This is a genomic window from Archangium lipolyticum (assembly GCF_024623785.1).
Taxonomy (GTDB): Bacteria; Myxococcota; Myxococcia; order Myxococcales; family Myxococcaceae; genus Archangium; species Archangium lipolyticum.
The window spans coordinates 1-13663 of record NZ_JANKBZ010000014.1 but is presented as its reverse complement, the minus strand read 5'-3'; the positions used below and the strand labels follow the sequence as shown (position 1 = coordinate 13663).

12 protein-coding genes are annotated in these 13663 nt (G+C 68.4%); 7 read left to right on the top strand and 5 right to left on the bottom strand.

The window, feature by feature from the left end; all coding sequences use genetic code 11:
* The first annotated feature begins 24 nt into the window (after positions 1–24).
* Entirely contained in the window at positions 25–336 is a 312-nt protein-coding gene (locus NR810_RS27400) for a cupin (protein ID WP_257456802.1), read from the top strand.
* 9 nt (positions 337–345) lie between these two features.
* Here the strand turns inward: NR810_RS27400 and NR810_RS27395 are convergent, their stop codons facing one another.
* The 5 genes from NR810_RS27395 to NR810_RS27375 form a co-directional block, all read right to left on the bottom strand.
* Complete coding sequence (locus NR810_RS27395; protein WP_257456799.1) at positions 346–2898, bottom strand: 1-acyl-sn-glycerol-3-phosphate acyltransferase; 2553 nt, start codon at positions 2896–2898, stop codon at positions 346–348.
* Positions 2899–2929: 31 nt separating this feature from the next.
* A complete protein-coding gene (gene argS / locus NR810_RS27390; protein ID WP_257456796.1) occupies positions 2930–4648 on the bottom strand; it encodes an arginine--tRNA ligase in 1719 nt (572 codons plus the stop codon).
* Between the two features lie 77 nt (positions 4649–4725).
* On the bottom strand, positions 4726–6411 hold the full coding sequence (locus NR810_RS27385) for a hybrid sensor histidine kinase/response regulator (RefSeq protein ID WP_257456793.1): 1686 nt from the start codon (positions 6409–6411) through the stop codon (positions 4726–4728).
* Positions 6412–6604: 193 nt separating this feature from the next.
* Positions 6605–7330, bottom strand: a complete 726-nt coding sequence (locus NR810_RS27380) for a HEAT repeat domain-containing protein (protein WP_257456791.1) — start codon at positions 7328–7330, stop codon at positions 6605–6607.
* 101 nt (positions 7331–7431) lie between these two features.
* Entirely contained in the window at positions 7432–8604 is a 1173-nt protein-coding gene (locus tag NR810_RS27375; protein ID WP_257456789.1) for a DnaJ C-terminal domain-containing protein, read from the bottom strand.
* A 113-nt stretch (positions 8605–8717) separates the two neighbouring features.
* Between NR810_RS27375 and NR810_RS27370 the strand changes: the two genes are divergently transcribed.
* The 6 genes from NR810_RS27370 to NR810_RS27345 all read left to right on the top strand — a co-directional run.
* The gene (locus NR810_RS27370) at positions 8718–9422 is read left to right on the top strand and encodes a hypothetical protein (RefSeq protein WP_257456777.1); all 705 of its coding nucleotides are present in this window, start codon (positions 8718–8720) and stop codon (positions 9420–9422) included.
* Positions 9419–9928 carry a ribosomal protein S18-alanine N-acetyltransferase gene (gene rimI, locus NR810_RS27365; RefSeq protein WP_257456774.1) on the top strand — a complete coding sequence of 170 codons (510 nt, stop codon included), beginning with the start codon at positions 9419–9421 and terminating at the stop codon, positions 9926–9928. The genes NR810_RS27370 and rimI overlap by 4 nt, the downstream gene beginning before the upstream one ends.
* Before the next feature lie 206 nt (positions 9929–10134).
* Positions 10135–10506 (top strand): 30S ribosomal protein S12, encoded by a 372-nt coding sequence (gene rpsL, locus NR810_RS27360; protein WP_095986884.1) that lies wholly within the window; start codon positions 10135–10137, stop codon positions 10504–10506.
* A gap of 141 nt (positions 10507–10647) precedes the next feature.
* The gene (rpsG, locus tag NR810_RS27355; protein WP_043408972.1) at positions 10648–11118 is read left to right on the top strand and encodes a 30S ribosomal protein S7; all 471 of its coding nucleotides are present in this window, start codon (positions 10648–10650) and stop codon (positions 11116–11118) included.
* 143 nt (positions 11119–11261) lie between these two features.
* Positions 11262–13337: an elongation factor G gene (fusA, locus tag NR810_RS27350; RefSeq protein WP_257456747.1), complete on the top strand. Its 2076-nt coding sequence runs from the start codon at positions 11262–11264 to the stop codon at positions 13335–13337.
* Between the two features lie 118 nt (positions 13338–13455).
* A partial coding sequence (locus NR810_RS27345) for a GTP-binding protein (protein ID WP_257456735.1) occupies positions 13456–13663 on the top strand: 208 nt, incomplete at its 3' end.

The window sequence follows — 13663 nt, the reverse complement described above, 5'->3', positions numbered from 1 at the left end:
GGTGCGGTAAGGAGCGAGTAGGGGATGCGACACTTTCGGAGCAGGGACTTCCGTGCCGAGCGGCCCTGGGGCGCCCAGGACATCACCGAGCTGAACGGCATCTCGGTGCGTCTACACTGGACCAACGCGCCCTACGAGTGGCACGTCAACGAGGGCGAGGAGGTGTTCGCCGTCCTCGATGGGGCCGTGGACATGCACGTGAAGCAGGAGGGCCAGGTGCGGATCATCCCGCTGCGCGCCGGGGACGTCTTCCACGCCCAGGTGGGGGATGAGCACGTGGCCCATCCCCTCGGCGAGGCGCGGATCCTGGTGATCGAGAAGGCTGGCAGCGTGTAGGGCAGGGGCTCAGGCCTGCTGGCGCAGGTAGCGGCGGATCTCCTCGGCGAACTGCTTGCAGGCCGCCGCGTCGGGCGCCGCCGGCCCCAGCTTCAGCTTCTTGTCCTCCTCCACGAGGTAGCGCTGGTCCAGCAGGTAGGCGACGGCGTTCTCCAGCGTCACCTTGGCCAGGGACTCGGCCGCGGTGATGCGCCCCGAGTGGTACTCGGCCCGGCCCAGATCCATGGCCTGCTTCACGAAGGACTTCCGGTCCTGGGCCACGCCCGTCACCACCTCCGGCAGCGTCTGGGTGGCGATCAGGTAGGCCTCCAGGTAGTCCCGCAGCAGGTCCGCCAGGAACTCCAGCTCCGGCCGCGCATGGGGCTCGGGCGCCACGCTCAGCGTGTCCCCCTGGTGCAGCACCAGTCCCATCCGCACCAGCCGCTCCACCACCTCCGAGAAGATGGTGTCGAAGCTGGCGCCCACCCGGTAGATGAACTCCACCTTGAAGAGCCGCGACAGCCACAGCGCCCGGGCCTTCACCTCGTCGAAGGGCGCCGGAGCCCCCACCAGCAGCGCGTTGGCCACGAGGCTGCGCGCCGCCACCAGGTTCATCAGCGTGTTCTTGTAGAAGGACATCTCGGCGCGGCGAACGTCCTCGGCCTGGTAGATGACCTCGCCGTGCGCCTTCTGCGTGCGCACCATCCCATCCGAGCAGAAGGTGCGCATGGCGTCCTGGATGGCGCCCATGGCCTCCGGGTTGCTCGGCGAGTCCTTCAGCAGGGTGGACAGCGGAGCCTTCTCCTCCGCCGCGATGCGGCGCAGGACGGAGATGCGGTCCGTCAGCTCGCGGCTCGTCATGCCGCGCCGGCGGTGGGCCAGCAGCGCCGCGCTCACCAGGGCGTGGGGCGTCACCGTGGACACCTTGCTGATGCCGTACATCACCCGGTTGCCCAGCGCACGCACCAGGCCCTTCTTCTGATCGTCCGAGATGGGCTGGGCCGGATCGAGCCCGCGGCTCTTCATCAGCTCCACCAGCGACAGCGGCTCGTCGAAGGTGAGGTGGATGCGGCCGTAGCGTGCCGTCAGCACCTTGGGGGTGCTCAGCAGGGCCTTGATGTCCTCGGGCTTCTTCTCGCCACCGGCCAGCTCCTTCGAGTAGCTGCTCGACTCCACGACCTTCTCGTAGTCGATGGACACGGGCACGAAGATGAGATCGTTGCGAGCCCCCTCGAGCACGGACTCCACCTGCCAGGTGAACATGCCCAGCTTGGGCTGCAGCAGCTTGCCGGTGCGCGAGCGCCCGCCCTCGGGGAAGAACTCCTGGTGCACGCCGTCGTGGGCCAGCTTCTTCACGTAGCCCTTGAAGGAGGCGGCGTACACCTTGTCGTCCTTGAAGGAGCGGCGCAGGAAGAAGGCGCCGCAGCGGCGAAGCAGGGGCCCCAGCGGCCAGAAGGACAGGTTGGCGCCCGCGGCCACCAGTGGCACCGCGTAGCCGCGGTTCCAGAGGATCCAGCTCATCACCAGGTAATCCACGTGGCTCTTGTGCGAGGGGCACAGCACCAGCGGGGCCTTGCTGGCGGCCTTCAGGGCCCGGTTGAGCCCCGCCTCGTCCACCTCGATGCCGTCGTAGATGCGGTTGAACACCCACCCGAGCACGGGGGAGACGAAGGCCAGCGTGGTGGGGCTGGGCTTGGCGGCGATGGCGCGCAGGTTGCGCCGGGCCTGGCGCAGCACGCTCTCGGGCCGGCGGTTGCTCTCGACGGCCACCGTGTCCAGGGACTTGCGCAGGGTGCGGTCGCGCAGCGTCTCCTCGATGATGCGCTCGGGGGACTTCACCGGCGGCCCGAAGACGGCTTGCGTCTCGCGCGCCAGGTGGTGGTTGAGCGCGCTGCGCACCTTGCGGGCGATCACCTCGTCCGAGTCCTGCGGGTTCTCCTCGATGAAGCGCTTGAGATCGATGGGCTCGCCCATGCGGAACTGCGCGCGGCGGTAGTTGCGGAAGAAGGCCACCATCGAGTGCAGGAAGCCGGGGGCCTCGGGGCTGCCGAAGACGTGGTCCCACACGCTGGGCTTGGCGCGGGCGGTGCGCTTCTCCCAGACGAAGAGCTCCGGCACCAGGTAGACGGTGCGGTCCCCCTTGCGCGCCATGGCCACCAGGGCGGGGAAGGGGTTCTCCTCGATGTCCTTGCCCGAGGCGCTCAGCAGGGCCGTCTTCTTGAGGAAGATGAGGCCGCTGCCGCCGTGGCGCCGGGCGTAGGTGAAGCGGACGTCGAAGTCACCCCGCTGCGCCGTCTTGCGGAAGGGCCGGGTGAACCAGGGACGCAGGTTCACCACGGCCCGCACGGGCGGCAGGGCCCGGCGCACCGTGGCCCAGGCCAGGTAGAGGTAGTTGACCCACGCCGTGGTGCGCATGACGTGCACCACGAAGCCCTTGGCGTGGAGCGCACGCAGCTCCGCCTCGGCCTCGGCGGGGAAGCGCACCCCGTCGAGGTAGCGCTGGCCCAGCGCCCGGGAGATGGGGCCGAACTCCTCCTTCAATGCCTCGCTGTGATTCGTTGCCTGCACCAGGGCGGTATCCACGTGCGGCCCCCCTTTCTCCACGCGAGCCTCTCTACATGTACTCCGGAGTTGCCATTCCCAACAGCGACAGGCCAGCGGCCAGCGCCGCGCGCGTCGCGTCCGTCAGGGCCAGCCGTGCCGCCTTCAGGGGCTCGTTGTCCTCGAGCAGCACGCGCTTGCCTCGATCCTGGTTGCCCGCCGTGAAGTAGCTGTTGAAGGTAGCGCCCAGCTCCAACAGCCACCGCGCGACGAAGCTCGGCTCGCACTGCTCCGCGGCCTCCTGCACCACCACCGGCAGCCGGGCGATGCCGCGCAGCAGCGCCTGCTCCTCCGGCAGGGTGAGCAGCGCCGCGTCGTAGGAGGCCGGGGCCCCACCGCCCTTGCGCAGGATGCTGCAGGTGCGTGCGTGCGCGTACTGGAGGTACGGGCCGGAGTGGCCTTCGAAGGCGAGCACGTCGTCCCAGTCGAAGGTGTAGTCCGTGGCCCGGCGGTTCTTCAGGTCGCCGAAGAAGATGGCGCCCAGGCCGATCTGCTCGGCCAGGCCGTCCGGATCGTTCGTCTGGATGCGGCCCGCCTTGATGTTCTCCTGGACCTTCTCCAGGGCGCGCCCCCTGGCCTCGTCGAGCACGTCGGTGAGGAGCACCACCGTGCCCTTGCGCGTGCTCATGCCGTGCACGCGGCCGAAGTTGACGTGCACCATTCGCTTCGCCCACTCGCATCCCATGGCCTCGAGCACACGGAAGATCTGCCGGAAGTGCAGCGACTGATCCGTGGCCACCGCGTACAGCGACTTCTCGAAGTGGAAGCGCTCCCACCGGTCGATGGCCGCCGCCAGGTCGCGCGTGGCGTAGAGCGTGCTGCCATCGTTCTTCTTCAACAGGATGGGCGGCTCGTTCTCCGCGTAGGGGAGGTCCACGATGGTGGCGCCCTGCGACTCCTTGACGCCGACCTTCCGGGCGATCTCCGCGATCATCGGCTCCATCTTGTCCTGGTAGCGGCTCTCGCCCTCCATGTACTCGAACTTGATGCCGAGCCGGGCGTAGATGCGCTCGAAGTCGCGCAGGGACGTCTCGCGGAACTCCTTCCAGATGGCGAGCGCCTCGGGCTCCCCGGCCTCCATGCGCCGGAAGAAGTCGCGGGCGCGCTCGTCGAAGGCGGGCTCCTTCTCCGCGCGCTGGTTGGCCTTGACGTACACCTCCACGAGGTGGGCCATGTCGTGGCGGCGCTCGGGCACGCCGTACTCCTGGAAGCCCACGGCCACCAAGCCGAACTGCTTGCCCCAGTCGCCCAGGTAGTTGATGCCCACGACCTTGTAGCCGAGCGCCCGGTGCAGGTTGGCGACGCCGTGGCCGATGACCGTCGAGCGGATGTGGTGGAAGGCGATGGGCTTGGCGATGTTGGGCGACGAGTAGTCCACGACCACCGTCTTGCCGCTGCCCGCGTCACTCCCGCCGTAGCGCACGCCCTGCGCGCGCGCCGTGTCGATGACCTCGCCGGTGAAGGGCATCGGCGCGAACTTCGCGTTGACGTAGGGGCCGGCGGCCACCACCTCGAGGCCCGGCACCTGGATGGCCTGGGCGAGCGCGGCGGCGATGGCCGGTGGCGCCTTCTTCTGGGCCTTGGCCAGGGGGAAGGTAGGGAAGGAGAAGTCCCCATGAGCCGGGTCCGCTGGCTTGATCTGCGAATCGATCTCGGAGGCGGGCACGCCCAGGTTCTGGGCGAGCGCCTCGACGAAGGCAGTCCGATAGCGGGAATAGACGGAAGGACTCATTGGATCGCGCGGATACTAAGCGAAACCCGGCGATAATCCGCGCACCTTCTGTCAACGCACCGCGCCGGGAGTGCCTTTCAGGTGACCGCCGGGTTGCGGCGGCTTGGACGGACCACGGCGGCCACGGTGTCCAGCAGCCGTGGCAATTGCAGTGGTTTCTCGAAAAATCCGTCGATGCGGTCCAAACCCTGGCCCGCGCCGAGGCTGGAGACCTCGCTGGCGCCGGAGATGATGTAGACGGCCACGTCGGCGAGGGACTCGGTGCCGCGGATGAAGCGCAGCACGGAGCGCCCATCGTCCTCGCTCAGCCGCAGGTCGAGCAGCACCATGGCCGGCCGGATGTGGGAGAGGATGGAGCGGGCCTCGGCGGCGCCGGAGGTGGACATGACCCGGTACCCCTCCTGCTCGAGCACCTGCTGGAGCACCTCGCGGCAGTCGGCGTCGTCCTCGACGAGGAGGATGCCACCGGCGCGAGGCCCCGCCTGGGCCGCGTCGGGCGAGCTGACGGCGCCGGCGAACATGGGCAGCACCATCTGGAAGCTGGTGCCTTCACCCAGGGTGCTGGAGGCTTCCACGCGGCCGCCATGGAGCGCGAGGATCTTCGCCACCAGCGGCAGGCCGAGGCTGCGTCCCGGACCGCCGCGGCTGCCCTGGGGCCGGTGGAAGGGATCGAAGACGTGCTCCAGGTCCTCGGCGCCGATGCCCGGCCCGGAGTCCTTCACGGTGAGCAGGGCGAGCCCGTCATCGACGGAGACGCGCAGCTCCACGCTGTCCTCTTCCTCGCAGCGGTGGATGCCGGCCTCCACGAGGTTCTGGATGGCCTCGGCGATGCGCTCGCGGTCGCCGCGGACGAAGACCTCGCCGGAGGGGGGCAGGTCGAGCCGCACCTTGGACTGCTCGGCCAGGGGCGTGAGGTTGCGGACGACCTCCTCGGCCACGGACTTGAGCCCGAAGGGGCGCTGGTTGAGCTGCATCTTGCCGGCCTGGAGGCGGGACATGAGCAGCAGATCATTCACCATGCGCAGCATGCGGTCCGCGCTGCGGTCGCACACCTGGACCGCGCGGCGCTGGGCGTCGGCGATGGGTCCGAGCTTCTCGCGGCCCATCATGGCCAGGTAGGCCTTGATGGTGGTGAGGGGGTTCTTCAGGTCGTGCGAGACGTTGCCGAGCAGCTCGTCGCGGCTCTGCTCGAGGGCCTTGAGGCCTGCGATGGCCGTCTGCAGGTCCTTGTTGCGCCGGGCGCTGTCGTCGCGCAGGCGGGCCACCTCGTAGGAGGCGGAGAGCTGGCCGGCCAGGGCCATCAGCAGGGAGTCCGAGGCGGAGCGGCGCGGGGCGATGAGGGCCAGCACGCCGCTGACGCCCTGGGGGCTCTCGAGCGGCACGGCGACGGACTCCTCGTCACGGAGGATGGCCTTCTCGGCGAAGGCGCGGCCCACGAGCCCCTCCTCGGGAGTGGCGGCGGTGATGCGCTCGTCGTAGCGGCCGCGCACGTGCTCGACATGGAGCTGGTTGCGCGAGGGGAGGAAGCGCGCCACGTAGCAGGCCTTGGCCTGCATCAGCCCGTGGATGATCTGCAGCTGCGAGCGCAGGGCCTCGGTGGGACCGGCGCTGGAGGTGATGTGCTGGGCCATCTCCACCAGGGCGCGCTCGGCGTCCTCGGCCTCGACGGGAGGCTGGGGCTTGGTGGCGCGCCGGGGGGACTTCTTCACCTCGGGGCGCAGGGTGACGATCTCTGCGAGATGCGGAACCTTCTTCTTCGGCACGGAGCTACCTCGGCAACCAGGGGGCGACGCGATCACCTCTCGAGGCGATCCTGCGCCACCCGGAGCCGGGGTGGAAACCCTCCCCTGGCCCTCCGTCGGAACAGGGACGACCGCAGGACAATTGCGCTGTCCGATGGAGGACATAACGGGGAGGGAGCAAGCTGCCCGACCCGTCAGGTGCCAGACACGAGGCTCAGGCGCGGCGCTTCACCACGCCGGAGCCGTCGACGAAGAAGGGCTCGGAGATGACCGACTCCACCTTCTCGCGGTGGCTCTGCACGTTGAAGCCGCTCTCCAGGAGCGCCTCGATGGCGGCCACCTGCACGCGGCGGCCGGAGTCCCCGGCGGTCAGGACGTGGAGGATGGGCTCGCGGGCCGGCTCGTGCTTCAGGGGGCCGAGCGCCTTGAGGGCGGCGATCTTCACCTCGTCGGCCATGTCATCGAGGTGGGGCAGCACCACGGCGGGGATGCGCGGGTCCTGCTTGCCGGTGACGTAGTGGAGCAGGACGACCTTCTTCTCGGGGTTGCGCATGTACTGGGTGCTCAGGGCGCCGAGCGCGTCCACGACGATGCCGATGACCTCGCCCTCGGGCAGGAGGGCCTCCAGCACGCGCAGGGCCCAGGAGGTGGCCTGCTCGTTCTTGCGGAGGAACTCGGTGGTGGGGGCCACCGCGTCCTGGCCGAAGCCCTTGACGAGCTCGAAGACGTGCTCCTTCTCGTCGGCGTCCGTGGTGAGGGGCTCCACGGTGATGTTGTAGCGGTGGAGCAGGACGCTGACGGCCTCGGGGATCTTCATCTCCCCGAGCTGCTGGAGGGCCTTCTGACGGGTCGTGGGGTCCCCATACTTCTGGGTCACCTTGGACTTGAGCTTGAGAGCCTTCTCGGGGCCGGAGCCACCGAGGAAATCGAAGATGCCCATGATGCGGATGCTCCGAGGGGTGCTGCGAGTTCTTGGGCGCCGTGTAGGACGCGGCGCAAGCTAACGCAAGAAGCTTGGTTGGCCAGGGGCTGGCCATCGATTCACAACTGCAAGGACCCCCGGACATCCGTCTGGTATGCGCTGGCGAGCGCCTCGGCGGCCTTTCGGGCCTCGGAGGAGGGGTGTTCGGGCACCTTCACCTGGAGTGTGAGGTAGAGATCACCCGAGGGCCCCCCCTTGAGCGAGGGAGCCCCCCGGCCGCGCAGCCGCATGCGGCGGCCCGACTGGGAGCCCGGGGGCACCTTGACGGTGACCTCGCCCTGGAAGGTGGGCACGCGCACCTCGGCGCCCAGCATGGCCTCGGTCACGGTGACGGGCAGGTCCAGGTAGAGGTCGTCCCCCTCGCGGCGCACCAGGGGGTGCTCCGTCACCTGCGTCTCGATGTAGAGGTCCCCGGGAGGGCCGCCGTGCGTGCCCGCGGCGCCCTGGCCGGCCAGCCGGATTTTAGAGCCCGTCTGGACGCCGGCGGGGATCTTCACGGTGAGGCGCGCCGTCTCGTCCACCACGCCCGTGGACTGGCAGGAAGGGCAGGGGGGCGCGGAGCGGCCCGAGCCGTGGCAGGAGGGGCACGCGCCGCCCATGCCCAGGATGCCGCTGCCCCGGCGGGCGCGCCCGGTGCCGCCGCACGTGGCGCACGTGGTGGGCGTCCCCACGTGCCCCGAGCCCTGACAGCGCTGGCAGCGGCCGGGGCGCTGCAGGGAGATGCCGCGCTCGATGCCGGTGAGGGCCTCGTTGAAGCTGAGCGTGAGCCTGGCCGTGATGTCCTCACCCGGGGTGGGTCCATCCCCCCGGCCTCCCCCGGCGCGCCCGAAGATCTCTCCGAAGTCCACGCCGCCGCCACCGCCACCGCGCGAGCGGTTGAAGATGTCCCCGAGGATGTCGCCCAGGTCGAAGTCCACGCCGCCGCCACCGCCGAACGGCATGCCGCCGCCGGCCGCCTGCGCGGCCTTGTAGGCCCGGTACTGCGCGGCCTTCTTCTCATCGAAGCCGAACTTGGAAGCCTCGTCGCCGAACTCGTCGTAGAGCTTGCGCTTGCGCTCGTCCGAGAGCACCTCGAAGGCCGCGTTGAGCTGCTTGAATTTCTCCTCGGCCGCCTTGTTCCCCGGGTTGACGTCGGGGTGGTACTGGCGAGCGAGTTTGCGGAAGGCCTTCTTGATTTCGTCGGCAGAGGCCGTCCGGGACACGCCGAGAATCTGGTAGTAGTCGTCCGCCATGGGGTTTGCCGCCCTCCAAACTGCAAGATCGTAACCAGCTGTGCGGCAAGCGCCAGCACGGCGTGTGTCCTTCGGTCCGGATGTATAAAGTGGCCGGAGGGACGAGGGAGAGCATGGGAGCGCCGCGCCTGGGTGGAGCGAAGACGGGGCTGATGGGCTGGCTCGTGCTGGTCTCATTGGCGGTGGCCGGGCAGGCTGTCGCCGAGGAGCCCTCGGTGTCCGGGGGCCGCGTCATCGACCGGGTGGTGGCGGTCATCGAGAACCAGGTCCTGACCCTGAGCGAGCTGGAGTTCGAGGCGCGGGTGACGCTCGTGCAGCTGGGAGGCATGCGAGCGGCCGAGGCCCCACTCGACGAGCAGACGCTTCAGAAGGCGCTGGAGCTGGCGATCGGCCATCGGCTGCTGGTGGCGGGGGCGGACAGGCTGCAGGCGTTCCAGGCGGAGCGTTCGGAGGTGGATGCGCGGCTGAGGTCCTTCCGCGAGCGCTTCGAGAGCGAGCCGGCGCTGCTGGCGTTCCTGGCGCGGCACGACGCGGACCTGGAGCAGCTGACGGCGGTGCTGGAGCGGGGAGTGCGGGCCGAGCGCATCCTGGATAGCCGGATCCGCCTGCGGGCACAGGTGAGCGAGGCGGAGGTGCGGCGGTACTGGGAGGAGCACAAGGCGACGCTGGGCGGGCCGTACGAGTCGGTGCGGGAGGCGCTGAAGGAGAAGCTGGTCCGGGAGAGCTACCACCAGCTGGCGAAGGAGGAGTTCGACAAGGTGAGGGCGAGTGCGCGGGTGCGGCGGGTGGCCCCCTTCGCCCGGGAGGCTCAGCCATGAGGCGGATGCGCGAGGAGTTCCGTCCGAGGGAGTCGAGGCCGTGTCCGTTCCTGATCCGGAGGATGACGCGGGAGGACCTGCCGGCGGTGATGGAGCTGGAGAAGGCCTCGTTCCGCAGTCCGTGGTCGTTCGAGCTGTTGCAGCGCGAGCTGAGCCACGACTGGTCGGTCATCTTCCTCCTGGAGGAGCCCCTGCCGGAGGGAGGGCGCCGCCTGCTGGGGGTCTCCATCTTCTGGATCGTCCATGACGAGGTGCACGTGCTCAACGTGGCCACCGCGCCGGAGCACCGGCGGCGGGGGGTGGGCCGCAGGCTCATGGAAGCCACCCTGGACGAGGGGCGGGCGCGCAAGTGCTGCCTGGCGACATTGGAGGTGCGCCGGAGCAACGAGCCCGCCATCAATCTCTACAAGTCGTTCGGCTTCCGCCCGGTGGGCGTGCGGCCGAACTACTACGTGGAAGAGGGGCAGCCCCCCGAGGACGCGATCGTGATGGTCCTCGACTTCTAGGTGCTGGGAGAGTAGAGGAGCGAGCCCGCCAACAGACCGTAGGAATGGACCCCGGTGGAGTCCACGGTTCGAACCCCGTGGGCCGGCAGTGCTTGACACGGGGTGCTCCCTCCCTATACTCGCGGCCCTTTTTCAAGCGCAGTTGTAGGTTTGTATGCGCCCCCGGGTACACCCGCCCGGGACAATCGGGAAGGAAGAGAAGCTCAGTGCCAACCATCAGTCAGCTGGTCCGTCAGGGCCGCGAGAAGTTGAACATCAAGGGCAAGAGCCCCGCTCTGAAGGAGTGCCCTCAGAAGCGCGGCGTCTGCACCCGCGTGTACACCACCACCCCGAAGAAGCCGAACTCGGCGCTCCGCAAGGTGGCCCGTGTGCGCCTCACCAACGGGATCGAGGTGACGTCCTACATCCCCGGCGTGGGTCACAACCTCCAGGAGCACTCGGTGGTGATGATCCGCGGTGGCCGTGTGAAGGACCTCCCCGGCGTTCGCTACCACATCATCCGCGGCACGCTGGACTCCGTGGGCGTGGCCGGCCGCAAGCAGGGCCGTTCCAAGTACGGCGCCAAGCGCCCGAGCTGATTCGGGTCGATCACCTTCGTCTCATTCGCATAGGTCGCTTGCCCCGCACCCTGGGGAGCTTCCTCGACATCGCCAACGCAGTTCGAAGCCCCAACAGAGCCTCCCGGGTGCATGGGAGCGGGGCGTAAGGGATAGAAAGCAATGCCTCGTCGTCGCGTAGTAGCCAAGCGCAAGATCCTTCCCGATCCGAAGTTCCAGGACCGCCTCGTCACGAAGTTCGTGAACGACCTGATGCGCAAGGGGAAGAAGTCCATCGCCGAGCGGGTGTGCTACGGCGCCTTCGCCCTCATCGAGGAGCGTGCGAAGGAGGATCCCCTCAAGACCTTCAAGAAGGCCCTGGACAACGTCAAGCCCGTGCTCGAGGTGAAGAGCCGCCGCGTCGGTGGCGCCACCTACCAGGTTCCCGTGGAGGTCCGTCAGGACCGCCGCGTGGCGCTGGGCATGCGCTGGATCATCACCTACGCGAAGGCGCGCGGTGAGAAGACGGCCATGGAGAAGCTGGCCGGCGAGATCATGGACGCCGCCAACAACCGTGGCAACGCGGTGAAGAAGCGCGAGGACACGCACAAGATGGCCGAGGCCAACAAGGCCTTCGCCCACTACCGCTGGTAGTCCTCGGTTTGACGCAGTGCCCGGCACCCGGATGCGGCCCCCCGCGTCCGGGTGTTTCCGGTCTTTGACATCCGTTTACGTGAGTTCGTGGTTGGAAGGGCAGGGGAGCACGCCCGTTCCCGTTCTTGGAGAGGTTCGGAGAAATGCCTCGCGAGTATCCGCTCGAGCGCTATCGCAACATCGGCATCATGGCGCACATCGATGCCGGCAAGACCACGACCACGGAACGGATCCTGTTCTACACGGGAGCCATCCACAAGATGGGCGAGGTGCATGAAGGCACCACGACCACGGACTGGATGGTGCAGGAGCGTGAGCGCGGCATCACGATCACCTCGGCCGCGATCACCGCCTTCTGGACCCGGAGCGATCAGAAGTTCCGCATCAACATCATCGACACGCCGGGGCACGTGGACTTCACCATCGAGGTGGAGCGCTCGTTGCGCGTGCTGGACGGGGCCATCGCGGTCTTCGACGGCGTGAACGGTGTCGAGCCCCAGTCCGAAACGGTCTGGCGCCAGGCGGACAAGTACAAGGTCCCCCGCATCTGCTTCATCAACAAGATGGACCGGGTGGGCGCGGACTTCACGATGTCCGTCAACTCCATCAAGGAGAAGCTGGGCGCGCGTCCGGTGCGTCTGCAGCTCCCGCTGGGCGCCGAGGAGAAGCACCGCGGTGTCATCGACCTGGTGCGGATGAAGGCGCTCGTGTTCCACGACTCGGAGCAGGGCAGCCGCTTCGACGTGGTGGACATCCCCGAGGAGTTCCGCGAGGAGGCCGACGCGGCCCGCGCCGAGCTCGTCGAGACGGCCGCCGAGCAGGACGACGCGCTCACCGAGAAGTTCCTCGAGGGCCAGGAGCTCACCGAGGAGGAGATCCGCGCCGCCATCCGCAAGGGCTGCCTGTCCCTGCGGATCTTCCCCGTGTTCTGTGGCTCGGCCTTCAAGCACAAGGGCGTGCAGCCGCTGCTGGACGCGGTGGTGGACTACCTGCCCAACCCGCTGGAAGTGCCGCCGGTGCACGGCAAGAGCCCCAAGGGCGAGGACGAGACGCGCGAGACGAGCGACAAGGCGCCCTTCAGCGCGCTGGTCTTCAAGATCATGAATGATCCGTCGTTCCAGTCGCAGACGCTCACGTTCCTCCGGGTGTACTCGGGGAAGCTGGAGGCGGGCGGCGCGGCGTGGAACTCGGTGAAGGGCAAGCGCGAGCGCATCAGCCGCCTGGTGCAGATGCGCGCGGACAAGAAGGACGAGGTCCAGGAGGTCTACGCCGGCGACATCTGCGCGGTGGTGGGCCTGAAGCTGGCCAGCACGGGCGACACGCTCTGCGACGACAAGCACCCCATCATCCTGGAGCGGATGGAGTTCCCCGAGCCCGTCATCGACGTGGCCATCGAGCCGAAGTCCACGGCGGACCAGGACAAGATCATCACGAGCCTGGCGCGTCTGGCGATGGAGGATCCGTCCTTCCGCGTGAAGACGAACGAGGAGACGGGGCAGACCATCATCGCCGGCATGGGCGAGCTGCACCTGGAGATCATCGTCGACCGGCTCCTGCGCGAGTTCAAGGTGGACGCCAACGTGGGCAAGCCCCAGGTGGCCTACCGCGAGACGATCACCAAGGCGGTGCAGAGCGAGGGCAAGTACATCCGCCAGACGGGTGGCAAGGGTATGTACGGCCACATCAACCTGCGGGTGATGCCCAACGAGCCCGGCGCGGGCTTCGCCTTCGAGAACCAGATCGTCGGTGGGGTGGTGACGAAGGAGTTCATCGACGCGGCGAGGCAGGGCGTCCAGGAGGCCATGCAGAGCGGCCCCATCGCGGGCTACCCGATGCTGGACGTGAAGGTGGAGGCCTACGACGGCTCGATGCACGACGTGGATTCCAACGAGATGGCGTTCAAGATCGCCGGCTCGATGGCCTTCCGGGACGCCGTGCGGACCGCCGATCCCGTGCTCCTCGAGCCCATCATGGACTGCGAGATCGTCACCCCGGACGACTTCACGGGCGACGTCATTGGCGACCTGAACGGTCGCCGCGGGAAGATCATGGGCATGGAGCCCCGGCCGGGAGGCGTGCAGGCAATCCACGCCCAGGTGCCGCTCGCCAAGATGTTTGGGTACTCGACCGACCTGCGCAGCCGCAGCCAGGGAAGAGCCACCTACACCATGCGGTTCAGCCACTACGCGCCGGCATCGAAGGACGCGTTGAACCGCTGATTTGACCGGTCCCTTGTAGAGGGGCCGGGCGATTTAGATTGACGTTTCCGCGGGTTTGGAGCACGACGCAGCACCTTTTCTCGATTCGGCCGGAAACCCGGCCTCGCGAGGAGCAGCAATGAGTAAGGAAAAGTTCGAAAGAACGAAGCCGCACGTGAACATCGGCACCATCGGTCACGTGGACCACGGCAAGACGTCCCTGACGGCGGCCATCACCAAGGTGCTGGCGAAGACGGGCGGCGCGACGTTCCTCGCGTACGACCAGATCGACAAGGCCCCCGAGGAGCGCGAGCGCGGCATCACCATCTCCACGGCGCACGTGGAGT

What these genes read in the sequence shown, in the direction of transcription:
- NR810_RS27400 (WP_257456802.1), top strand. Translation starts at nt 25, where the DNA reads ATGCGACACTTTCGGAGCAGGGACTTCCGTGCCGAGCGGCCCTGGGGC.
- NR810_RS27380 (WP_257456791.1), bottom strand. Translation starts at nt 7,330, where the DNA reads ATGGGCATCTTCGATTTCCTCGGTGGCTCCGGCCCCGAGAAGGCTCTC.
- fusA (WP_257456747.1), top strand. Translation starts at nt 11,262, where the DNA reads ATGCCTCGCGAGTATCCGCTCGAGCGCTATCGCAACATCGGCATCATG.
- NR810_RS27370 (WP_257456777.1), top strand. Translation starts at nt 8,718, where the DNA reads ATGGGAGCGCCGCGCCTGGGTGGAGCGAAGACGGGGCTGATGGGCTGG.
- NR810_RS27375 (WP_257456789.1), bottom strand. Translation starts at nt 8,604, where the DNA reads ATGGCGGACGACTACTACCAGATTCTCGGCGTGTCCCGGACGGCCTCT.
- rpsG (WP_043408972.1), top strand. Translation starts at nt 10,648, where the DNA reads ATGCCTCGTCGTCGCGTAGTAGCCAAGCGCAAGATCCTTCCCGATCCG.
- argS (WP_257456796.1), bottom strand. Translation starts at nt 4,648, where the DNA reads ATGAGTCCTTCCGTCTATTCCCGCTATCGGACTGCCTTCGTCGAGGCG.
- rimI (WP_257456774.1), top strand. Translation starts at nt 9,419, where the DNA reads ATGAGGCGGATGCGCGAGGAGTTCCGTCCGAGGGAGTCGAGGCCGTGT.